This window comes from Achromobacter sp. FW305-C-30-7 (genome assembly GCF_058783105.1).
Genome location: NZ_JBYSYI010000001.1, coordinates 446841 through 466090 on the forward strand (window position 1 = coordinate 446841; position 19250 = coordinate 466090).

At 65.6% G+C, this 19250-nt stretch carries 17 protein-coding genes; 11 read left to right on the plus strand and 6 right to left on the minus strand.

Translation table 11 applies throughout. The annotated features are described in order from the left end of the window. Positions 1-9: 9 nt before the first annotated feature. From AC3WOB_RS02175 to AC3WOB_RS02200, 6 genes are all read left to right on the plus strand, one after another. The gene (locus AC3WOB_RS02175) at positions 10-1689 is read left to right on the plus strand and encodes an ATP-binding response regulator (RefSeq protein ID WP_492274032.1); all 1680 of its coding nucleotides are present in this window, start codon (positions 10-12) and stop codon (positions 1687-1689) included. 11 nt (positions 1690-1700) lie between these two features. Further along, positions 1701-2330, plus strand: a complete 630-nt coding sequence (locus tag AC3WOB_RS02180) for a response regulator transcription factor (protein ID WP_013396615.1) — start codon at positions 1701-1703, stop codon at positions 2328-2330. Between the two features lie 24 nt (positions 2331-2354). Further along, on the plus strand, positions 2355-2753 hold the full coding sequence (locus AC3WOB_RS02185; protein WP_492274033.1) for an Hpt domain-containing protein: 399 nt from the start codon (positions 2355-2357) through the stop codon (positions 2751-2753). 79 nt (positions 2754-2832) lie between these two features. Continuing rightward, positions 2833-3618 carry an EAL domain-containing protein gene (locus tag AC3WOB_RS02190; protein WP_013396613.1) on the plus strand — a complete coding sequence of 262 codons (786 nt, stop codon included), beginning with the start codon at positions 2833-2835 and terminating at the stop codon, positions 3616-3618. Between the two features lie 105 nt (positions 3619-3723). After that, entirely contained in the window at positions 3724-4434 is a 711-nt protein-coding gene (locus AC3WOB_RS02195) for a LuxR C-terminal-related transcriptional regulator (protein WP_492274034.1), read from the plus strand. Then, complete coding sequence (locus AC3WOB_RS02200) at positions 4431-6293, plus strand: sensor histidine kinase (RefSeq protein WP_492274035.1); 1863 nt, start codon at positions 4431-4433, stop codon at positions 6291-6293. Before AC3WOB_RS02195 ends, AC3WOB_RS02200 begins: the two co-directional genes overlap by 4 nt. Before the next feature lie 8 nt (positions 6294-6301). Here the strand turns inward: AC3WOB_RS02200 and AC3WOB_RS02205 are convergent, their stop codons facing one another. Next, on the minus strand, positions 6302-6691 hold the full coding sequence (locus tag AC3WOB_RS02205) for a SecDF P1 head subdomain-containing protein (RefSeq protein ID WP_013396610.1): 390 nt from the start codon (positions 6689-6691) through the stop codon (positions 6302-6304). Between the two features lie 117 nt (positions 6692-6808). On the opposite strand from AC3WOB_RS02205, the gene AC3WOB_RS02210 reads away from it, so the two are divergent. After that, positions 6809-7255, plus strand: a complete 447-nt coding sequence (locus tag AC3WOB_RS02210) for a hypothetical protein (protein WP_492274036.1) — start codon at positions 6809-6811, stop codon at positions 7253-7255. Between the two features lie 312 nt (positions 7256-7567). After that, positions 7568-9823 carry a TonB-dependent receptor gene (locus AC3WOB_RS02215; RefSeq protein ID WP_492274037.1) on the plus strand — a complete coding sequence of 752 codons (2256 nt, stop codon included), beginning with the start codon at positions 7568-7570 and terminating at the stop codon, positions 9821-9823. A 52-nt stretch (positions 9824-9875) separates the two neighbouring features. Here AC3WOB_RS02215 and AC3WOB_RS02220 read toward each other — a convergent pair whose 3' ends face one another. From AC3WOB_RS02220 to AC3WOB_RS02240, 5 genes are read right to left on the minus strand one after another with little or no spacing between them, the layout of a single operon-like run. Then, entirely contained in the window at positions 9876-10895 is a 1020-nt protein-coding gene (locus AC3WOB_RS02220) for a Bug family tripartite tricarboxylate transporter substrate binding protein (RefSeq protein WP_492274038.1), read from the minus strand. Between the two features lie 56 nt (positions 10896-10951). After that, positions 10952-11725 carry an SDR family NAD(P)-dependent oxidoreductase gene (locus AC3WOB_RS02225; RefSeq protein ID WP_207467899.1) on the minus strand — a complete coding sequence of 258 codons (774 nt, stop codon included), beginning with the start codon at positions 11723-11725 and terminating at the stop codon, positions 10952-10954. Beyond that, complete coding sequence (locus AC3WOB_RS02230) at positions 11722-12441, minus strand: SDR family NAD(P)-dependent oxidoreductase (RefSeq protein ID WP_207467900.1); 720 nt, start codon at positions 12439-12441, stop codon at positions 11722-11724. Before AC3WOB_RS02230 ends, AC3WOB_RS02225 begins: the two co-directional genes overlap by 4 nt. 10 nt (positions 12442-12451) lie before the next feature. Then, the gene (locus AC3WOB_RS02235; protein WP_013396604.1) at positions 12452-13348 is read right to left on the minus strand and encodes an isocitrate lyase/PEP mutase family protein; all 897 of its coding nucleotides are present in this window, start codon (positions 13346-13348) and stop codon (positions 12452-12454) included. Positions 13349-13369: 21 nt separating this feature from the next. Then, the gene (locus AC3WOB_RS02240; RefSeq protein ID WP_492274039.1) at positions 13370-14092 is read right to left on the minus strand and encodes a GntR family transcriptional regulator; all 723 of its coding nucleotides are present in this window, start codon (positions 14090-14092) and stop codon (positions 13370-13372) included. A gap of 297 nt (positions 14093-14389) precedes the next feature. Here AC3WOB_RS02240 and acnA point away from each other — a divergent pair, with 297 nt between their 5' ends. Genes acnA through AC3WOB_RS02255 form a run of 3 tightly spaced genes read left to right on the plus strand, consistent with a single transcriptional unit; the run spans position 14390 to position 19243 of the window. Next, positions 14390-17089, plus strand: a complete 2700-nt coding sequence (gene acnA / locus AC3WOB_RS02245) for an aconitate hydratase AcnA (RefSeq protein ID WP_242702487.1) — start codon at positions 14390-14392, stop codon at positions 17087-17089. A 30-nt stretch (positions 17090-17119) separates the two neighbouring features. Next, positions 17120-18481, plus strand: a complete 1362-nt coding sequence (locus AC3WOB_RS02250) for a dihydroorotase (protein WP_492274040.1) — start codon at positions 17120-17122, stop codon at positions 18479-18481. 33 nt (positions 18482-18514) lie between these two features. Continuing rightward, a complete protein-coding gene (locus AC3WOB_RS02255; RefSeq protein ID WP_013396600.1) occupies positions 18515-19243 on the plus strand; it encodes an isochorismatase family protein in 729 nt (242 codons plus the stop codon). Positions 19244-19250: the final 7 nt, after the last annotated feature.

A 19250-nucleotide genomic window follows, 5' to 3' on the forward strand; every position in this document is an offset into this window, starting at 1 on the left:
GCAAGCGCCATGCTCACGCTTTCCGTGTTCCTGAATATGGTCCTGGCGGCGGCGCTGATTGCCGCATTGGTCTGGGTCGCGCTGCGCATTCGCGGCGCCAGGTCTGTGCGCGGTGAGCTGGCCGGGCTGGCGCGCTTGGCGGATACGCTGCCCGTCGCGCTTTTCGTCCGGGATCTCGATCTCAACCTGATGACGCGCGACGACTCGCTCAAGGCGTACGCCGACACGTGCCGCAGCGAGGGCTGGGGCCTTCCCCTGCATGCCACGCTGGAGTCCCTGTCCGCGCCGGCCCCTGAAAGCGGACAGCCTGCCAATCTGGAAGAGATCATCCGCGACTATCGCCAAGTGCTGGCCAGCGGCGAAACGCTGGTGCGCGAGCATGCTTTCAAGCATGATCCCGCATCCGGGGTGGCGGCATGGGCCGCGCCCTTGCGCGGGGCGGACGGCGCCATCATCGGCTTGATAGGGGGCAGCGCGCGTTTTCGCGGATTTTCCGACATGCTGCGGGAAGTGTCCGAAACCCGGTTGGGCATGGAGAGGGCCAATTTGATGAAGTCGACCTATCTTGCGTTCATCAGCCATGAAATCCGCACCCCATTGAATGCGATCATCGGCATGCTCGAGCTGATCCTGCAGCGTGGCGGCCTGTCCGGCGACACGCGCGAGAAGCTTGTGGTGTCGCGCCAGTCGGCCCAATCGCTGTTGTCCCTGATCAGCGGCCTGATCGATATCTCCAAGCTGGAGACTGGCCATTTCCAGCTGCGGCGCAAGAATGTCGATCTGCGCGCGCTGGCGGCCGACACGCTGGCGCCATTCCGGGCTGCCGCGGAAGCTAAGGGCCTGCAGCTGTCGCTGGACATCGAGGTTGAGCTCGCGGAGCGCCATTTTTCGGATCCGATCCGTCTCAAGCAATTGCTGGACAAGCTGTTGTCCAACGCGGTCCGTTTTACGGACCATGGCCGCATCGATGTTGCGCTGCAAGCCGGGCGGGCGACGGAGGAGATCCAGTGGATAACGCTATGCGTGGCGGACACCGGCCCCGGGATCGCCGCGGAGGTTCAGGCCAGGCTGGCTGCGCCGCACTTTGAGCCTGCGCTCAGGGAGCAGGGCGCAGGCATCGGATTGGGGCTGTCAATATGCAGCGAGCTGGCGCGCTTGATGGGCGGATCCATGGAAGTGTCCAGCGTGGCCGGACAGGGCACAAGGATATCGGTGCGCTTGCCGTTGGCGCTGCCGCCTTCCGAACACGCCGCCGTGGCGTCGGCCCCTGCGCTCGCGGCGGCCGACGCCGGCGGCCTGCGCATACTCGTCATCGACGACCATGAAGCCAACCGGCTGCTGCTCAAGCATCAGCTGCGGATGTTGAAGCATTCCGCGCAATTCGCGCAGAACGGCGCGGCCGGCCTGGCGTTGGCGGAGCGGCTGGAGTTCGATCTGATCATCTGCGACTGCGTCATGCCCGTCATGGACGGCGCCGCGTTCACGGCCGCCCTGAGGGCGGGCGGCGGCCTGAATGCGGCAACGCCGGTGCTGGGCTATACCGCGAGCGAACTTGAACTCGATCTGGCTTCCGGCGCGCGGACCAGCATGAACGCCGTGCTGATCAAGCCTGTGGATCTGCAGACGCTGCAATCCTTCATCCTCGCGCATGGCAGGCGACCGCCGGCTCGCGGGACTACGATTCACTGAAGGAGGACGAGATGTCGACTGTCCTGATTGTTGATGATCATCCCGCATTTCGTCTGGTCCTGAGGACGCAGATTGCGCTGTTGCCCAGCGCTAACCGGATAATTGAGGCGGACAATGGGGTCGACACGCTGGCGCTGGCCAGGAGCGAACGCCCGGACTTGATCGTGCTTGATCTGGACATGCCAAAAATGGGCGGCCTGGAAGCCATTTCCAGAATCCTTGCCGTTAATCCGGACTTGCGGATACTAGTCGTGTCAGCGCATGATCCTTCCGTATTCGCGTCGCGCGTGGCGGAACTTGGCGCCTGCGGCTACGCCAGCAAGCGTCTGGAAATCAAGGAACTGGTGCGCTGCATCGAGTCCGTGCTGGCGGGCTATAGCGTGTTTCCGAACTCGGCCAAGGCGGCCAGCAACGCGGACGTGGTGGATTTCCATCAGAAGAAACTTGACCTGCTCTCCAACAAGGAAATGGTCGTCACCCAGATGCTGGCTCAGGGTTTGAGCAACAAGGAAATCGGCGACGCGCTATTCATCAGCAACAAAACGGTGAGCACGCACAAGACCAGGATAATGAACAAATTGCAGATCGGGTCTCTGGTTGAATTGGTCGATTTCGCAAGAAAGTCGAAAATTTCGATGTAAAAACTCAATACGGCGTATTCCCGCGTGAACAATCCATCGGCTCCGGCCATTCATCCCGTGCAGGAAGCCCGGCAGGCGCGGGTAGCGGAGGTGTTGCGCGGCGAGCTGCTTTCCAAAGTCGGCAACGACCTGGACATCGCCGCGGAGCTTGCTCGGAGCCTGGATCAGAACCATAGGAAGGACGTCGATGGCTTGCTGCTGGCGGTCACGCAGGAGCGGTGGGCGGAGGTCAAGCGATATGTGCATCGAATCCTGAACACCGCGCAGTTGCTGGGCTGTGGCGCCTTGGTTGAGCTTTGCCTGCGCGTCGAGGGAATGCTAGCCGAGGAAGGCGGCCAGGCGCGTGCGGAACTGTTGGACGACTATGTGCCGGTGGTCCAAAACTTGAGCGCAATCCTGGAGCGCGTGAGGCGCACATTCTGAATCATCCTACATTTTTCGTTCCCAAAGCGTCGTAGAGTGGCGGGATGTAATTTCGCCCCAAGCCCACCAGGAATGAAGTATGAAACGCGCCATAGCGCAAAGCCAGCAGCTTGGCGACGAAGAAGTCATGTTGATGGCACGGCGCGGCGACGGCTTGAGCGTCGTGCTGCAGCCGCAGTTCAATCTCCTGAATGGCGAAATGGTCGCCGCGGAATGCCTGGCCCGTTGGACTCACGCGGTCAGGGGCGAGATCGGACCGGCCGAATTCGTTCCCGCCGTTCATCGCCTTGGCGTGGATCTGCCTTTTTTTGAACAGATCTGCCGCCTGGCGGTCGCCGCTTCGGCCGCCCTGCGCGCGCAGGGAATCGACGTGCCCCTGGCGATCAACGCATCGGCCTCGACCTTGTCCAGCCAGGGCGCGATCGATGCCTTGGTGCACCATGCGGGAGCCGCGAACATTCCGTTGACGCGGTTTCGCATCGAGTTGACCGAGGACCAGCCTGTTACCCGCCTCGAACCGTTGCGCAGGTCGCTGAAGAAATTCGCGAAGGCGGGCTGCCAAGTCAGCATGGACGATTTCGGAACCGGCTACGCCTCCTTGCAGCTCTTGAACGCGCTGCCCATCGCCGAACTGAAGATCGACGGCCGTTTCGTGCGCCGCATCCGCCGCGACAGGAAGGCGCGCGAAATCACCCGCCTGTCGGTGCTGCTGGGGGAGCGGCTCGGTTTGCGCGTGGTCGCCGAAGGCATTGAAAGCGCGCCGGATATCGCCCTGCTCCAGTCCATGGGGTGCAGCCACGGGCAGGGCTATGTGCTGTCCCCGCCCATCCTGCTTTCCGAGTTTCTCGAAAGCCGCAAGCGCTAGCCGCGCCAGGGCCAAATTCCTGTGAAAATACCCATTTCCAGGGATATGCGGTTTCACCCGGCTGAGACATAGTTCAGGCTGGGCAATTCCGCCCGCTCTCATCCGATGACCGCTCACATGCTTGCTTCCGAGTCGACCCTGCCTGCCCCGGTGCTGCTGGTGGAGGACGAACCCCTGATCTGCCGCCGGCTGGAAGGCCTGTTGCTGCAGCTGGGCTATGCGCCGGAGGCGCTGGTGTACGCCGCGACGCTGGCGCAGGCGCGCGAGCGCCTTGCCAGCCAGCCGTTCGCGCTGGCGCTGGTCGATCTGGGCCTGCCTGACGGCAACGGCACGGACCTGATCGCCGAGATGCACGCGGAAGATTCCAGCCTGGCGATCCTGGTGATTTCGGCTTGGAGCACGGAGGACGCAATCCTTGCCGCGTTGCGCGCGGGCGCCACGGGCTATGTGCTCAAGGAGCGTGACGACCTGGAGGTGTCCCTGTCGATCCGCAGCGTGCTGCGCGGCGGGGCGCCGATCGATCCCTTCGTGGCCCGTCGCATCATCGAAGAGCTGCGCCCCAGGCGGACAGAGCCGTCCGATGCGGCAGCGGGCGACCCGGCCGAGTCCGCTGATTCGGGCGAAACCCTGAGCCCGCGCGAAAGCCAGATCTTGCGCCTGGTCTCCGAGGGGCTGGGCAACCGCGAGATCGCCGAGGAACTGCACCTGTCGCGCTATACCGTCGAATGCCACGTCAAGCACATCTATCGCAAGCTCGCCGTTTCTTCGCGGACGCGGGCCATACACGCGGCGCGCACGCGCGGCTTGCTCGATTGAAGTGGCTTGCCGTCCTGTGGCTGGCGCTGTGGCTGGCGCCGGCATGGGCCCAGGAACCCGCTGGCGCCTGCACGGCGCAGGTGCTGTCGATACAGGTCGCGCAGGGCGGCAACGACGGCCGCAGGCCCGATTCGGCGCAGTGGCAGACGGTCGCGCTGCCCGATGACTGGAGCGCCCGCTGGCCGGGATACAGCGGCACGGCCTGGTATCGGATAGGCTGGCGGCGCGATTGCGCCGGCGCTGCGGACGGGCAGGTCGCGCTGGCGCTGGAGTCGGTCGTCATGGCGGGCGAGGTCTATATCAACGACGAACGGATCTGGAGCGATCCGCAGCTGACCGAGCCGCTGTCGCGCAGCTGGAACATGCCGCGCTACTGGCTGATTCCCGACGCCCTGCTGCATCCCGGCGAGAACACCTTGTGGATTCGGGTGGTCGGCGTGGCAGGGCAATCGCCCGGCCTGGGGCCGGTCTATCTTGGCGGGAAAGGCCCCGTGTTGCAGCGCTACGAAGACCTGTGGTGGCGCCACCGCACGCTGTTCACGCTCAACCTGATCGTCTCGGCGGTGCTGGGCGGGCTGTGCTTCTGCATCTGGCTCATGCGCCGCGAGCAGCGCGCCTTTGGTTGGTATGCGCTGATGGCCTTGTTCTGGGTGCTGTTCATCGCCAACGTGCTGGTGACCAGTCCCTGGCCGTTCCCGGACAGCCTGACGGCGGCCCGGGCCAACATCATGGTGCTGGTGCTATACGTGGCCTGCTTTTGCGTCTTTACGTGGCGCTTCGGCGGGCAGTCGCTGCCGCGCATCGAAAAGGCGCTGTGGCTGCTTGCGGCCGCGCTGCTGGCGACGCTGGCCTTCGTGCCGCAGATCCATCTGGCCGAGGTGCAACTGGGCGTGGTGCTGATCGTGTCCGCGATTTTCTTTGCCAATTGCCTGCAATTCCCGTTGCATGCGCTGCGCACCCGCCGGCCAGAGCACGCGATGCTGGCGGTGTGCCTGCTGGTCTTCGTTGCCGCCTGCGCCCACGATCTGTTGCGGGTGCTGAAGCTTATCGACGGCGAGAATATCTATACGCCGTTCACCAGCGTGGTGGTCACGCTGTGCATGTCCGCAGTGCTGGGGCTGCGCCATGCGCGCAATGTGCGCCGCATCGAGCGCTTCAACCAGGAACTCGCCGACGGCATCGAGCAGGCGCGCACCGAACTCGCCACCACGCTGGAGCGCGAGCACGCGCTGGCGCTGACCAATGCCAGGCTGCAGGACCGGCTGCAGATCGCGCATGATCTGCATGACGGGCTGGGCGGTTCGCTGGTGCGCATGATGGCCATGGTGGAGCAGGCCAGCGCGCCGTTGCACAGCCAGCAGTTTCTATCCATGCTCAAACTGCTGCGCGACGATCTGCGACAGACTATAGACAGCGGCTCCAGCGCGGGCGTCACGGTGCCGGCCACGCCGCGGGAATGGATAGCGCCATTGCGTCACCGCTTCATGCAGCTGTTCGACGAACTGGACATCAGCGCCAACTGGCGGGTTCCCGAACAGTGGCGCGCGCCGCCCAGCGCCTTGCAGTGCATGGCGCTGACGCGGCTGGTGGAAGAATCGCTGGTGAACGTGCTCAAGCACAGCCGCGCCCGGCGCGTAGAGGTGGAATTGCGCCAGCCCGAGCCTGACCGACTGGAGCTGCGCATCGAGGACGACGGCGTCGGTTTCGATGTGGCCGCAGTGCTGCGGGCGGGCATCAGCGTGGGCATGCGCAGCATGCATACCCGCATCGCCAGGGTGGGAGGCACGCTGGAGGTGGCCTCGCGGCCGGGCCAGACCGTGCTGACGGCCACGCTGGGGCCGCGTGCGCCCCAGACCTGAGGGCGGGGCTACTTGGCGGTGTTTTCGTCGTCCACCGTCAGTCCGCCGCTTTTCATGATGCTCTGGGCGATCTCTTCGGCGGACTTGCCGGCGAAGCCGTGTTCGCCCGCGGTGATGCGGAAGCTGTCGCCTTCCAGCGGACTCTGCAGCGTGGCCGAGGATAGCAGCACGCCGCCCGAGCGCAGCTGGATGCGCTTGCCCACCCGGTCTCGCGTGAAGTCGGCCAGGGCCTGGCGGCTTTCGGGCTTGAGTTCGACGTCCACCGTCCTGGCGGAGGTTTGCGGATCGGCCCCGGCGGTGGCCCGCGCCACCTGCAGCACGACGGTTTCAGCGTAGGCCGCGCAGGGCAGCAGCGCGGCAAGCACGGCCGCGCGGCCGAGTTGTCTCATTGATGGCATGGCAAGCTCCTTCCGATGGACAGGCCCTCCATGCTAGCCCATGTCGCGCCAGCGCCCGGCCGCGCGGTCTAATATTGCGCCTCGGCTCTGGACCGAGCCGCCACCAAGGAGAGTTTCATGGCAGTGCGCGGAATCTGGTTGTTGTCTGGCTTGTTGCTGGCGGGCGTGGCCCATGCGGGATCGGCGCCGGCGGAGCTGCGCTGTGTCTCGGATAGCGGCAAGGTCGCGCTGGAAGGCTCGATTCCTTCGCCGTCTTCGGAGGAGCTGGATTTGAAGCTGCGTTATGCCGACGGCGGCTTGTCGTTCAATTCGAGCAAGAATGACAGCTACGTGGCGGAAGACTTCCCGCAGTCGGTGTTCACCCTGGTGGTGGCGACCCGGGACCTGCCGTTGAAGCTGTACGCCTTGCCGTCCAGCGTCGCGGTAAAGAAGCGCGAGAACGGCGACGTCACCGGCAAGTTCCTGGCCAAGCTGACCTCGGCGCGGCCGCGCACGACGTCGGGGGCGCAGACGGATACCCCGCTGAAGGCCACGCTGAACTGCGAATACCGCTACTCGCTGTAGCCGGACGCTGCGTCCGGCCACCCGGCCCCTTGTTCCGATGGTTGCCCATCGGGAAAAGGGGCTTTTTGCCGTCTGAAGCCAGCGGATGCGCGGCGATGGCTGCGTGCTGAAAGCAGTTTTCGTACCTGGAGTGTTGTTATTACGCCGCTTTTGCGGCTGCCTTGGCCACTAAATTCCATGAAATTGACATTTTTCTGAATAAAAGCTGACTGTTTGTTGAATGTAAAAATAGGAATGAATATCATTGGCGATCTTATAAAACCAAGAGCGCGCATGGCGCACCCGCCGCGGGGCGGTTCCTGAAAGAGTCCAATGAGCAAAGCAGATAGATCGACGGCCCATGCCAAGGCCGGTGGCAACCCTTCGGCCTCCATTTATGCAGCAATGTGCGGCGCGCTGATGTCGCCGGGCCTGGTCCTGGCCCAGGGCAGCCAGGCGCCAGGCGCCGTGCATCAGTTGTCGCCCGTCCACGTGCAAGGGCAGGCGGTCAGTGACGGCTACGAGGCCAACATCGCCTCCTCTCCCAAGATGACGGCGCCCTTGCTGGATACCCCGCGGTCGGTCACGGTGATCACCGAACAGCTGATGCGCGACCGGGCGGCCACCTCGCTGATGGACGTGCTGCGCACTGCGCCGGGCATTACCTTTGGCGCCGGCGAAGGCGGCACGCCCACCGGCGACCGGCCCTTCGTGCGTGGCTATGAAGCCAGCACCGACATGATGGTCGACGGCATGCGCGACCTGGGACGTTTCTCGCACGAGACCTTCAATCTGGAGTCGGTCGAGATCCTGAAGGGGCCGAGCTCCGCGTATTCCGGCCGCGGGTCGACTGGCGGCAGCATCAACCTGGTCAGCAAGAGCCCCAAGCTGGAGAACTTCGCGGAAGGCACGGTCGGCGTCGGCACCGACGACAACTGGCGCCTGACGGGTGACGGCAATTGGGCCCTGGGCGAAAGCTCGGCGTTCCGCCTGAATTTCATGAAGCAGGGCGGCGACATTCCGGGCCGCGACCACGTCGAAACCGACCGTTGGGGCGTGGCGCCCTCGTTCTCGTGGGGCCTGGGCACGCCGACGCAAGTCACGCTCAGCTACTACCACTTGCAGAACGACGACACGCCCGATCTGGGCATTCCGTTCAAGAACGAATCGCGCCCCGACCGCGTCACACCGCCCAAGGTGGACCGCGACAACTATTACGGCCTGATCGGCCGCGACTACCGCAAGAACCAGGCCGACATGACCACCCTGATGGTCGAGCACAAGTTCAGCGACAAGCTGAAGCTGCGCAACGGCACGCGCTATAGCGAGTCCACCAACGAATACGTGATGACGCGCCCGTCCTTCGACAATTGCGCGGCGCGCGTGGGCGGCAGGCCCAACCCCGCCTATGGCGTGGCGCCCTGCTCGAACGAAGCGGATGGCGTGCAGATGAGCAAGGCTCTGCGCAGCCTGAACCAGACCAACCGGTCCTTCATCAACCAGACCGACATGTTCGGCGAATTCACCGCTGGCGGGCTGCGGCACAGCTATGTGGCCGGCCTGGAGTTCAGCACGGAAACCATCAGCAAGCGCGATGGCGTGCCGTCGGGCGGCTTCGACAAGACCCTGGTGGACGATCTGTACAACCCGAATCCCCGCCAGCCGTATACCGGCAGCCTGAGCTGGGGGCCGCGCTACGACGCCGCCAAGACCATCACGCGCGCGGCCTACGTGTTCGACACGGTCAAGTTCAGCGAGCAGTGGGAAGCCAACGCCGGCCTGCGCTATGACAACTACCGCGTGACCAGCGGCAACGTCGAGCGCACCGACAATATGTGGAACTACCAGCTGGGCCTGGTCTACAAGCCGGCGCCCAACGGCAGCATCTACGTGTCCTACGGCACCTCGTCCAATCCGTCCGGCGAAACGGCGGGCCAGTCTGGCGGCGCGGACGGCGCGGCAGGCGGCCGCTTGACCGCAGGCACCGCGGCGCTGGCGCCCGAGAAGAGCCGCAGCATCGAACTGGGCACCAAGTGGGATGTGTTCGACGAGCGCCTGTCGCTGACCGCGGCAGTGTTCGAAACCCGCAAGACCGATGCCCGCAGCTCCGATCCCATCACCGGCGACGTGACGCTGTCCGGCAGCAACCGCGTGCGTGGCATCGAACTGGGTGTGGCGGGTTCCATCACGCCCAAGTGGCAGGTGTGGGGCGGCTACAGCTACATGGATCCGAAAGTCACCAGCTACCAGAGCGGCGGCAGCGACTTCAGCGGCAATCAGATGAAGTTCATCGCCCGCCAGAGCGCCAGCCTGTGGACGACCTACAAGTTCCTGCCCGAGCTGACGGTGGGCGCCGGCGCAACCTTCACGGGCAAGCGCTACGTCGACGATGCCAACGTCTATCAGCTGCCTTCCTACTGGCGCTATGACGCGATGGCGGCCTATCAGTTCAACAAGAACTTCGGCCTGCAGCTGAACCTGAACAACCTGACCGACGAGACCATCTACGAGGCCTCGCACGTGGGTCTGTTCAGCTACGTCGCGCCGGGTCGTTCGGCGATGCTGACCGCCACGTTCCGGTACAACTGACGTGGATCGCGCCAGCCCCGCGCCTGCGGGGCTGGCGCTCCGGCTGCGCGTGTCAGTCGATGCGCGCGCCGGAGATCTTGACGGCCTCGGCCCACTTCGCGATTTCCTGCTGCACGAAAGCCTGGAACTGTGCAGGCGTGGACGGCGTGAACTCGCTGCCGGAGGCGACGATCTTCTCCTTGGTCTTCGGATCGGCCATGACTTCGCGCATGTCGGCCGAGATCTTTTCCACCAGCGGCTTGGGCGTGCCCTTGGGGGCGAAGAAGCCCGACCAGGGCGGCGCGGCATAGCCGGGGAAGCCCTGTTCGGCCACCGTGGGGTAGTCGGGCGCGCTGGCAAAGCGCTCGCCCGTGGTCAGCGCCACGATCTTCAGCTTGCCGCTCTTGGCATACGCCTGGACGGCGGGCAGGCCCGTGATGCCCACCTGGATCTGGCCGCCCAGCAGGTCGGTCACCATTGGCGAGCTGCCGCGGTAAGGAATGTGCGCGATTTCGAACTTGCCCTGATTCTTGATCAGTTCCATGCCCAGGTGCGAGGCCGTGCCGTTGCCGTCCGAGCCATACGAGTAATGCGCATCGGGTTTCTTCAGCAGGGCGATCAGTTCCTGCAGCGTGTTGGCCGGCACGTCGTTGTTGACGATGATGGCGTTCGGATACAGCGTGGCCTGCGTGATGGCCTCGAAATCCTTGATCGGGTCATAGCGCATGTTCTTGTAAAGCGAGGTGTTGATGCCGTGCGAACCCGTCACGCCCAGCACCAGGGTGTAGCCGTCGGGCGCGGCGCGCGCCACGTATTCCGAACCGACGTTGCCGCCCGCGCCGGGCTTGTTTTCCACCACGACCGGCTGCCCCCACTTCTTGGAGAGTCCTTCGGCCACCAGGCGCGCGGTGATGTCGGTGGCGCCGCCGGCCGGGAAGGGCACGACGATGGTGACCGCGCGGTTGGGGAAATTGTCCGTGCCCTGCGCAAAGGTGGGGGCGGCGGCCAGCCCGATGGCGCTGGCGAGCAGCGCCAGCATGGTGCGGCGGGTGGTCGGCCGCGAGTGCGTGGCGGAGATAGTTGAGTACTTCATGGTTCAAGCCCCTTGTAGTGTGATGTAAGCCTTGCGTGAAGTTGGCGGCGGCCGCGCTACAGCGCGGTGTATCCGCCGTCCGCGCGTATGTCCGCGCCCGTGATGAACGAGGCGGCATCGCTGATCAGGAAAACTGCTGTTTGCGCGATTTCGTCGGTGGTGCCGAGGCGTCCGGCGGGATACTTGGCCGACAGCGCGGCGCCGGCGGCTTGCGCGCTGCCGTAGCGTGCGACAAGCCGGCTGGTGAGCACCGCGCCTGGAGAAAGGCTCAGGCCGCGGATGCCGTCGGCGGCATGGTCCACCGCGATGGCGCGCGCCAGCGCGATCAGGCCGGCCTTGCTGGCGCCATAGGCGCCGCGGCCTGGCGCGGCCACGCTGCCCAGCTGCGACGCGATGTTCAACACCACGCCGCCGCCGGCCCGCGCCATGTGAGGGATGGTGTACTTGCTCATCAGCCATGCGCCGGTCAGGTTCACGTCCAGCGCCTGTCGCCATTGTTCCAGCGTCAAGTCCGCGACCTTGTTGCCTGGCGTGACAGTGGCGGCGTTGTTCACCAGGGCGTGGATGGCGCCCCAGTGCGCGACGGCATGCTCGACGGCGTCGCGGGTGGCGTCCGCGTCGGTCACATCGCAGACGCGCGTCAGCACGCGGGCATCCGGCGCGCCCAGTGTCTGGCGGCATTGCGCGAGCGATTCCAGATCCCGGTCCAGCAGGGCCACGCGGGCGCCGGCAAGCAGGCAGTGCGCGGCGATCGCCTGGCCCAGTCCGCCGGCCGCGCCGGTCACGATCACGGTCTTGCCATCCAGTGCCGGTGTGGCTGTCGTCGTCATAGCGGCATCGTTCCCAGCGAGGCGCCGCCGCAGACATAAAGCGTCTGTCCGGTAATGGCGCCGGCCTGCTCGCCCAGGAAGAAGGCGATGGCCGCGGCGACTTCGCGCGCTTCGATCAGGCGTCCCAGCGGCAGGTCCATCCGTGGCGGCGCGCCGCGCTGCGGGTCGTGCAGCATTGGGGTGTCGACCGCGCCGGGGGCGATCACGTTGACGGTAATGCCGCGGACGATGAGTTCGGCCGCCAGGCTGCGCGCCAGGCCTATCTGCGCGGACTTGGTCGCGGCATAGGCCAGGCGCTGCGCGCGCCCCAGCACGGCGCGGCTGGACACCAGTGCGATGCGGCCGCGTCCGTCCGGCAGTTGCGGCGCCAGCGCGCGGACCAGCGCCATCGGCGCGGCCCCGTGCAGTTGCCACAGCAATGCCGCGTCTTCCGGGCGCGTATCGAGCGCGCCGCCGGTGCGTACCACGCCGGCGCAATGCGCCAGCGCGGTCGGGGCGCAGTCGTCCAGCAGGGCGCACAGGCCGCGCAGGGCGGTGGCGTCGGCCAGATCGCAACGCAGATGGCGATACAGCCCATGGCCCAGGATGGCGGCAGGCGCGATGTCCACGCCCGTCACCCGCCAGCCGGACGCCAGCAGCAGTTCGGCCAACGCCAGGCCGATGCCGGACGATGAACCCGTCAGGACGCAATGCGCCTGCGCATTCCGCTCAGTCATGGCGAGGTACTCAGTCGGCCAGCGTCGTCAGCCGCTTTTCCATGGCGCGCATCTGCTCGTAGCCCATCAACTGCATGATGTCTTCGATGCCCACCAGCAGGTCGGGGCGGTCCGCGGGCTCGCCGCTGGCGATCACGCCCTGCATCACTTGCAGCGCCTGGCGCATGCCATAAATGGCGGCGGCCGGCAGCATGCGCGGCAGGCTGATGCGCTTGACGCCGATTTCCTTCAGGCGCGGCAGGGGGATCAGGGGCGTGGTGGGGCGGTTGCGGATGCCGAATCCCATATTGACGCTGACCGGGATGCCGGCGGCGTCCACCAGGCGCTTGATGTCGTCTTCGGTGCGCACGGCGTCGGGAAACAGCATGTCGGCGCCGGCGCGGGCATAGGCGCGGGCGCGCTTGACCGCGCCTTCGATGCCTTCGATCGCGAGGGAGTCGGTGCGGGCGATGATGACGAAGTCATCGTCGCGCCGGGCCAGGCAGGCGGCCTCGATCTTCTTGACCATTTCCGCCTCGCTCACCACATCCTTGCCGGGCATGTGGCCGCAACGCTTGGGGCTGACCTGGTCTTCGAGGTTGATTCCGGCGACGCCGGCTTCCTCGAACATCTGCACCGTGTGATAGACGTTCACGGGGTTGCCATAGCCGGTGTCGGCGTCGGCCGTGAGGGGGATTGAGACGGAGCGAGCCAGGTGGCGGCAGTGGGTGACGTTTTCCGACAGCCCCATCACGCCGATATCGGCGATGCCCAGCAATGCGTTCGACACGGCCGCGCCACTGGTGCAGGCAGTCTTGAAACCCGCGGCTTCGACCAGGCGGATGCTGTATCCATCGTATACGCCGGGGGAAACGATGAAAGGTTCGTTCTTCAGCAATTGCCGGAACTGGTGGCGCGGGTTGTTCATGTCGTACTGCTCCAAAGAGTGTCAGGCAGCGGAGACGGGGTGCCCGGCGATGCCGGACGCCCCTTCCGCCAGATGTTCAAAAAGGTGTTGCGCCGCGCGTTCGATGTGCGAGCGCATCAGCGATTCAGCCAGTTCGGCGTCGCGCGCGCGGATTGCGCGCAGGATTTGCCAGTGCTCGGCGTAGGCGTCGTCCTTGCGCTCCAGCACGGTGCCGGAGTGCCGGCGGTAGACGCGCAGCAGGTGGTATAGGTCGCCGCAAAGGGCGTTGATGATGCGGTTGTTGCCGCTGGCGCGCACGATGCGCTCGTGGAAGTCGAAGACCCGCGGCGCCGGCGCGCCGCCATTGGCGGCCTCCAGGCGGCGCTGGCGATCCTGCTCCAGCTCGACCAGCAACTGCGCGATTTCCGCATCGCTCATGCGGCGGGTGGCCAGGTTGCAGGCCACGCCTTCCAGCGCCATGCGCATCTGGAACAGTTCCAGCGCGGACTCCGCCGACAGCGTCACCACGCGCGCCTTGATGTAGGGCTCGCGCGTGATCAGCTGGATCCCCTGCAGGCGGCGCACCGCCTCCCGCACCGGGCCGCGGCTGACGCCGAATTCCTGGGCCAGCGCGACTTCATTGATGACGCTGCCCGGGGCCAGCCGGCCTTGGTAGATGGCATCCAGCACTTGGTCGAAGACCACGTCGGCCAGCGGGCCGGTGGCGTCTTCCTTGATGGTGATGGAGGTCGTGACAGTGTTCATAGTGTTGACAGCCTATCAAAGAGATCTAAAAAGTGTCAACTCTTTTGGAGTTGGGATTGTTTTGAGCGCAGGCCGGGATTGCCTAGCCTGTACAGATAATTTATCTATTTTAACGAGAAATTTACGGGTTATCCCTGGGGCTGAATGAAGGATTAATCTATCTACACTTGCGTCAGAACTTCACGAAACTGTTTTTAGTAAGTCTTCTTCTGCTCCATGTTTCTGCTGTAGTGTTGACACTATTGTTTCGCAAGCCGTAAGATGAACTCAGTTGAGATTTTCCCGATTACCGCTGCCATGATCCAGTCTTTCCCCTGTTGCGGCAGGACGCTGCGCTACGCGGACCTGTCCGCTGCCGCCCTTGCGGCGGGCCGCGACATCGCCGCGTATCCCTACGTCATCCGCGTATTGCTGGAGAACCTGCTGCGCCACCGCGCCTGGGGCGCTGCCGTTTCCGAGGAAGAAATCGGCAGGCTTTGGGCTTGGCGCGAACATCCCGGCGCCGACTTGCCGCTGCATGTGGCGCGGGTGATCCTGCCCGATTCCAGCGGCCTGCCGGTGCTGCAGGACCTGGCGGCGTTGCGTGATGCAGTGGCCCAGGCGGGCGGGGACGCGGCGCGGGTGGACACCCGCATCCCCGTGGACCTGATCGTCGACCATTCCCTGCAGGTCGACCATTGGGGCGATGCAGGCGCGGTGCAGCGCAACCTGCGCCGTGAATTCGAGCGCAACGACGAGCGCTACCGGTTCCTGAAATGGGCGCAGCAGGCCTACAAGGGCCTGCGCGTCATTACGCCCGGCATCGGCATCATCCATCAGGTCAACCTGGAATACCTGGCGCCGGTGGTCGCGCGCCAATCCCGGCCAGATGGCGACTGGGCCTACCCCGATTTCGTTATCGGCGGCGACTCTCATACCCCGATGGTCAACGCCTTGGGCGTGCTGGGCTGGGGCGTGGGCGGCATCGATGCCGAGGCGGCTTTGCTGGGCCATGCCTACACGTTTCCGATTCCGGAGGTGGTCGGCGTGCGGCTGCGTGGCGCCATCGAGGCGCCCGCGCTCACCACCGACGCCGCGCTGCTGATCACACAGCAATTGCGCGCGGCGGGCGTGGTGGGTTGCATGGTCGAATTCTTCGGCCCCGCGGCAGAGGCGCTAGGCGTGCCGGAGCGCGCAACGATCGCCAACATGGCGCCCGAGTACGGCGCCACCTGCGGATTTTTCCCGATCGACGCCCGCACGCTGGACTATGCCCGCATGACCGGGCGGAGCGAGGAGCAACTGGCGTTGATCGAAGCCTATGCGCGCGCCAACAGCCTGTGGCGCGAAGCCGGCGCAGCCGCGCCGGCCTATAGCCGGGTGATAGAGATCGACTTGTCGGCGGCGCGTCCCAGCGTGGCTGGTCCGCGCCGGCCGCAGGACCGCATGGACGTGGGCGATGTCGCGGCGGACTTCCGCCTTCGCCTGGGCATGTCCCTGGCCGAAGGCGGGTTCGGCGTGGACGCGGCCGCCCTGGCCGCGCATCCACCCAGCCGCGCAACGCCGGGCCACGGCTCCGTGACGCTGGCGGCCATCACTTCCTGCACCAACACCTCCAATCCCAGCGTGATGCTGGCCGCCGGCCTGGTCGCGCAAAAGGCGTTGGATCGGGGCCTGACGCCGCCTGCCTGGGTCAAGCGTTCACTGGCGCCGGGTTCGCGCGCGGTGACGCGCTACCTGGAATCCGCTGGTCTCCTGCAGGCTTTGCAGGCGCAAGGTTTCCACGTGATCGGCTATGGCTGCACGACCTGCGGCGGCAAGTCCGGCCCGCTGGATGCCGCGGCGGCCGATGCCATCACCGAAGGTGGCCTGGTGGCCGCGGCAGTGCTGTCCGGCAACCGCAATTTCGAAGGGCGCATCCACAAGCTGCTGCGCGCCAACTACATCGGCTCGCCCGCAATGGTGGTGCTGTATGCGCTGGCCGGCAGGATCGATGTGGATTTCGAGCACGAGCCGCTGGGACCTGGTGCCGATGGCGCGCCCGTCTATCTGCGCGACGTCTGGCCCAGTCAGGAGGAGATAGCGGCACTGCTGCCGCTGGCCGCGGACCCGGCATTGTTCGCCGAGGTCTATGATCCCGCCAGCCTGGACAGCGCGATCTGGCGCGACCTGGCGGCGCCCTCGGGCCTGCGCTTCCCCTGGGATCCGGAATCGCAATACCTGGTCGAGCCTCCCTTCTTCAAGGCTGAGCCGGGCCGCGATGCGCTGGCCGATCTCGAAGCCAGCCTGGCGCGCGGCCGTGTGCTGGCCGCGTTCGGCGATTCGCTGACGACCGACCATATCTCGCCCAGCGGCGAGATCCCGGTGGACACGCCGGCCGGCGCGTACCTGATCGACAAGGGCGTGGCGCCCCGCGACTTCAATACCTATGTGGCGCGCCGCTGCAATCACCATGTGATGACCCGCGCCACCTTCGCCAACATCCGCATCAAGAACGCCTTGGTGCCCGGCGAGGAAGGCGGCCTGACCTGCCATTACCCCAGCGGCCGTCGTATGGCGGTGGTCGATGCGGCAGAAGCATATCGTGCCGCGGGCGAGGCCAGCGTGATCCTGGGAGGCAGGGACTACGGCATGGGCAGCAGCCGCGACTGGGCCGCCAAGGGCTCGGCGCTGCTGGGCGTGCGCGCCGTGATCGCGGAATCCTTCGAGCGCATCCATCGCGCCAATCTGGTGGGCATGGGCGTGTTGCCGCTGGCGTTCGTGGCGGGCGAAGGCTGGCGCCAACTGGGTTTGACCGGCGCGGAAATCCTGCGCTTCGAGAACGTGGCCAAGGGCGTGCTCCAGGGCGAGCCCATCGCCGTCATCGCCGAGGACGGCGAGCGCCGCATCGTCTTCCAGGCCTACGCCCAGGTCCTCACGCACGCCGAACGCAAGCTCATGGCGGAAGGCGGCATCCCGGCCAGCGTCCTCAACGGCTTCTTGAACGACACGGAGGCCGCGGATGCGGCCCATTGCTGACAACGCGCATCACTCAGGACACACGACATCATGCTGGATCTGCTACTCACCAATGCAAGACTGTTTTTGCCGCAGCAGGGCTTGACCGAAGGCGTGCTTGGCGTCATCGATGGCCGCATCGCCATCATTGCCGAGCCGGGTACGCCGCTGGAAGCTCGCGAGACCATCGATTGCCAAGGGCTGTGGGTACTGCCGGGACTGATCGATCCGCACGTGCATTTCGGCTTTGGCTCGCCCGAGACCGACTTCGAAACCGAATCGCGCTTCGCCGCGCTGGGCGGCACCACCAGTGTGTTGTCGTTTCATCGCTCGGCGGACATCCGTGAATCCTTTGACAAGGTGCGCGACCGCGCCCTGTCGCAAAGTTGTGTGGATTTCGGCTTCCATTTTGGCATCACCAGCAATCTGCATGTGGAGACGCTGGAGGAAATCTCGCGCCGCTTCAATGTGAATTCCTACAAGCTCTACATGATGTACAAGGGCGCGGCGGGCCTGTCCAAGGGCTTTACCGACATTGACGACGGCCTGCTGTATTCGGCGCTGCGCGCCACCGCCGCGATCCCCGGCGCGATCATGGGCGTGCACTGCGAAAACGTCGAAGTGATTCCGGTCCTGCGGGACCCGCTGCGCGCCGCCGGCCGCGACGACCTGAAGGCCTGGAACGAACAGAGCCCGGACTTCCTGGAAGCGGAAAACGTGCACCGCGTCTGCTACTTCGCGGCCAAGACCGGCGCCGCGGTCAACATCGTGCACCTGAGCAGCCGCGAAGCGCTGGACGAGGCGCGGCGCCACCGCCGCACGCCGGACGCGCCGCCCATCTACGTCGAGACCTGCCCGCACTACCTGTTCCTGAACGACGAGTCGCCCGCCGGGACCTATGCCAAGGTCAACCCGCCGGTGCGCGGCCAAAGCGATGTGGACGCCATGTGGGAAGGCGTGCTGGACGGTTCCGTCACCACCATCGGCACCGATCACGTGCCGCGCAAGCGCGCCACCAAGGACACGGACATCTGGGCCGCCAGCAACGGCTTCCCTGGCACCGGCCTGATGTTGCCGGTCCTGTTGCATGAGGGCTACCACCGCCGTGGCGTGCCGCTGGAAACCCTGATGAAGGTCTGCACGGAAAACTCCGCCCGCATTTATCGCATGCCCGGCAAGGGCAGCATCGAGATCGGCAAGGACGCCGACCTGGTGCTGGTGGACCCGGACCTGGAGCGCACCGTCGATCCCGCCACGCTCGAATCCAATTCCGACTACTCGCCCTACGAGGGCATGACCCTGAAGGGCTGGCCCGTGCGCACCCTGGTGCGCGGGCGCACCGTGGCGCTGGACGGCCGCATCACCGATGCCGCGCGCAGCAACCCGGGCGGCCGCTATCTCAAGCGTCTTTGAACTGAACCTACTCTCTTTCTGGCAGGCATTACCATGAGCGAAACCAAGCGAATCTGGGACGACTTTCTGACCGAGCGCGACAAGCAGGTGCTGGCGCAGGCCGGCTACGGCAAGCGCGGCGGCTTCGGCAAGCGGCCGGCCCTGTTCATCATCGACGTGCAATACAACTTCTGCGGCGACACGCCCGAAGACATCCTGGAAGGCCTGAAGCAGTACCGCACCCACTGCGGCCGAGAAGCCTGGGACGCGGTCGCGCATATCGTGCCGCTGCTGGAACTGGCGCGCGACAAGAACATTCCGGTCTTCTACACCGAAAGCGGCCGCCGCGCCGACTTGCTGGACAGCGGCGTGCAGGTGGGCAAGAACCATCGCGGCGGCGAAAAGACCGTGCTGGCCAATACCCACGCCACCCAGACCGTGGAGCCGCTGGCGCCGCGGCCGCAGGACATCCGCATCACCAAACAGAAGCCGTCCTGCTTCTTCGGCACCATCTTCATGAGCCACCTGAACTTCCTGGACGTGGACACGCTGATCCTGGTGGGCTGCACCTCGTCGGGATGCCTGCGCGCCACCACGGTGGACGCCTATTCGTACAACTTCAAGGTCATCATTCCCGAAGAGGCGGCGTTCGACCGCTTCCAGGCCAGCCATGCCATGAGCCTGTTCGACCTGAACTGCAAGTACGCCGACGTGATTCCGTCGCGCGAGGTGCAGGACTACCTGCGCAACCTGCCCGCGCCTGCCGGCGCGGACCAGGCCTGAAGCGCGG

Excerpts from the sequence above, each read along its gene's own strand:
- acnA (WP_242702487.1), top strand. The coding sequence starts at position 14,390 with ATGATCCAGTCTTTCCCCTGTTGCGGCAGGACGCTGCGCTACGCGGAC.
- AC3WOB_RS02175 (WP_492274032.1), top strand. The coding sequence starts at position 10 with ATGCTCACGCTTTCCGTGTTCCTGAATATGGTCCTGGCGGCGGCGCTG.
- AC3WOB_RS02215 (WP_492274037.1), top strand. The coding sequence starts at position 7,568 with ATGAGCAAAGCAGATAGATCGACGGCCCATGCCAAGGCCGGTGGCAAC.
- AC3WOB_RS02225 (WP_207467899.1), bottom strand. The coding sequence starts at position 11,725 with ATGACGACGACAGCCACACCGGCACTGGATGGCAAGACCGTGATCGTG.
- AC3WOB_RS02195 (WP_492274034.1), top strand. The coding sequence starts at position 3,724 with ATGACCGCTCACATGCTTGCTTCCGAGTCGACCCTGCCTGCCCCGGTG.
- AC3WOB_RS02250 (WP_492274040.1), top strand. The coding sequence starts at position 17,120 with ATGCTGGATCTGCTACTCACCAATGCAAGACTGTTTTTGCCGCAGCAG.
- AC3WOB_RS02235 (WP_013396604.1), bottom strand. The coding sequence starts at position 13,348 with ATGAACAACCCGCGCCACCAGTTCCGGCAATTGCTGAAGAACGAACCT.
- AC3WOB_RS02205 (WP_013396610.1), bottom strand. The coding sequence starts at position 6,691 with ATGCCATCAATGAGACAACTCGGCCGCGCGGCCGTGCTTGCCGCGCTG.
- AC3WOB_RS02255 (WP_013396600.1), top strand. The coding sequence starts at position 18,515 with ATGAGCGAAACCAAGCGAATCTGGGACGACTTTCTGACCGAGCGCGAC.
- AC3WOB_RS02210 (WP_492274036.1), top strand. The coding sequence starts at position 6,809 with ATGGCAGTGCGCGGAATCTGGTTGTTGTCTGGCTTGTTGCTGGCGGGC.
- AC3WOB_RS02190 (WP_013396613.1), top strand. The coding sequence starts at position 2,833 with ATGAAACGCGCCATAGCGCAAAGCCAGCAGCTTGGCGACGAAGAAGTC.
- AC3WOB_RS02240 (WP_492274039.1), bottom strand. The coding sequence starts at position 14,092 with ATGAACACTGTCACGACCTCCATCACCATCAAGGAAGACGCCACCGGC.
- AC3WOB_RS02180 (WP_013396615.1), top strand. The coding sequence starts at position 1,701 with ATGTCGACTGTCCTGATTGTTGATGATCATCCCGCATTTCGTCTGGTC.
- AC3WOB_RS02230 (WP_207467900.1), bottom strand. The coding sequence starts at position 12,441 with ATGACTGAGCGGAATGCGCAGGCGCATTGCGTCCTGACGGGTTCATCG.
- AC3WOB_RS02220 (WP_492274038.1), bottom strand. The coding sequence starts at position 10,895 with ATGAAGTACTCAACTATCTCCGCCACGCACTCGCGGCCGACCACCCGC.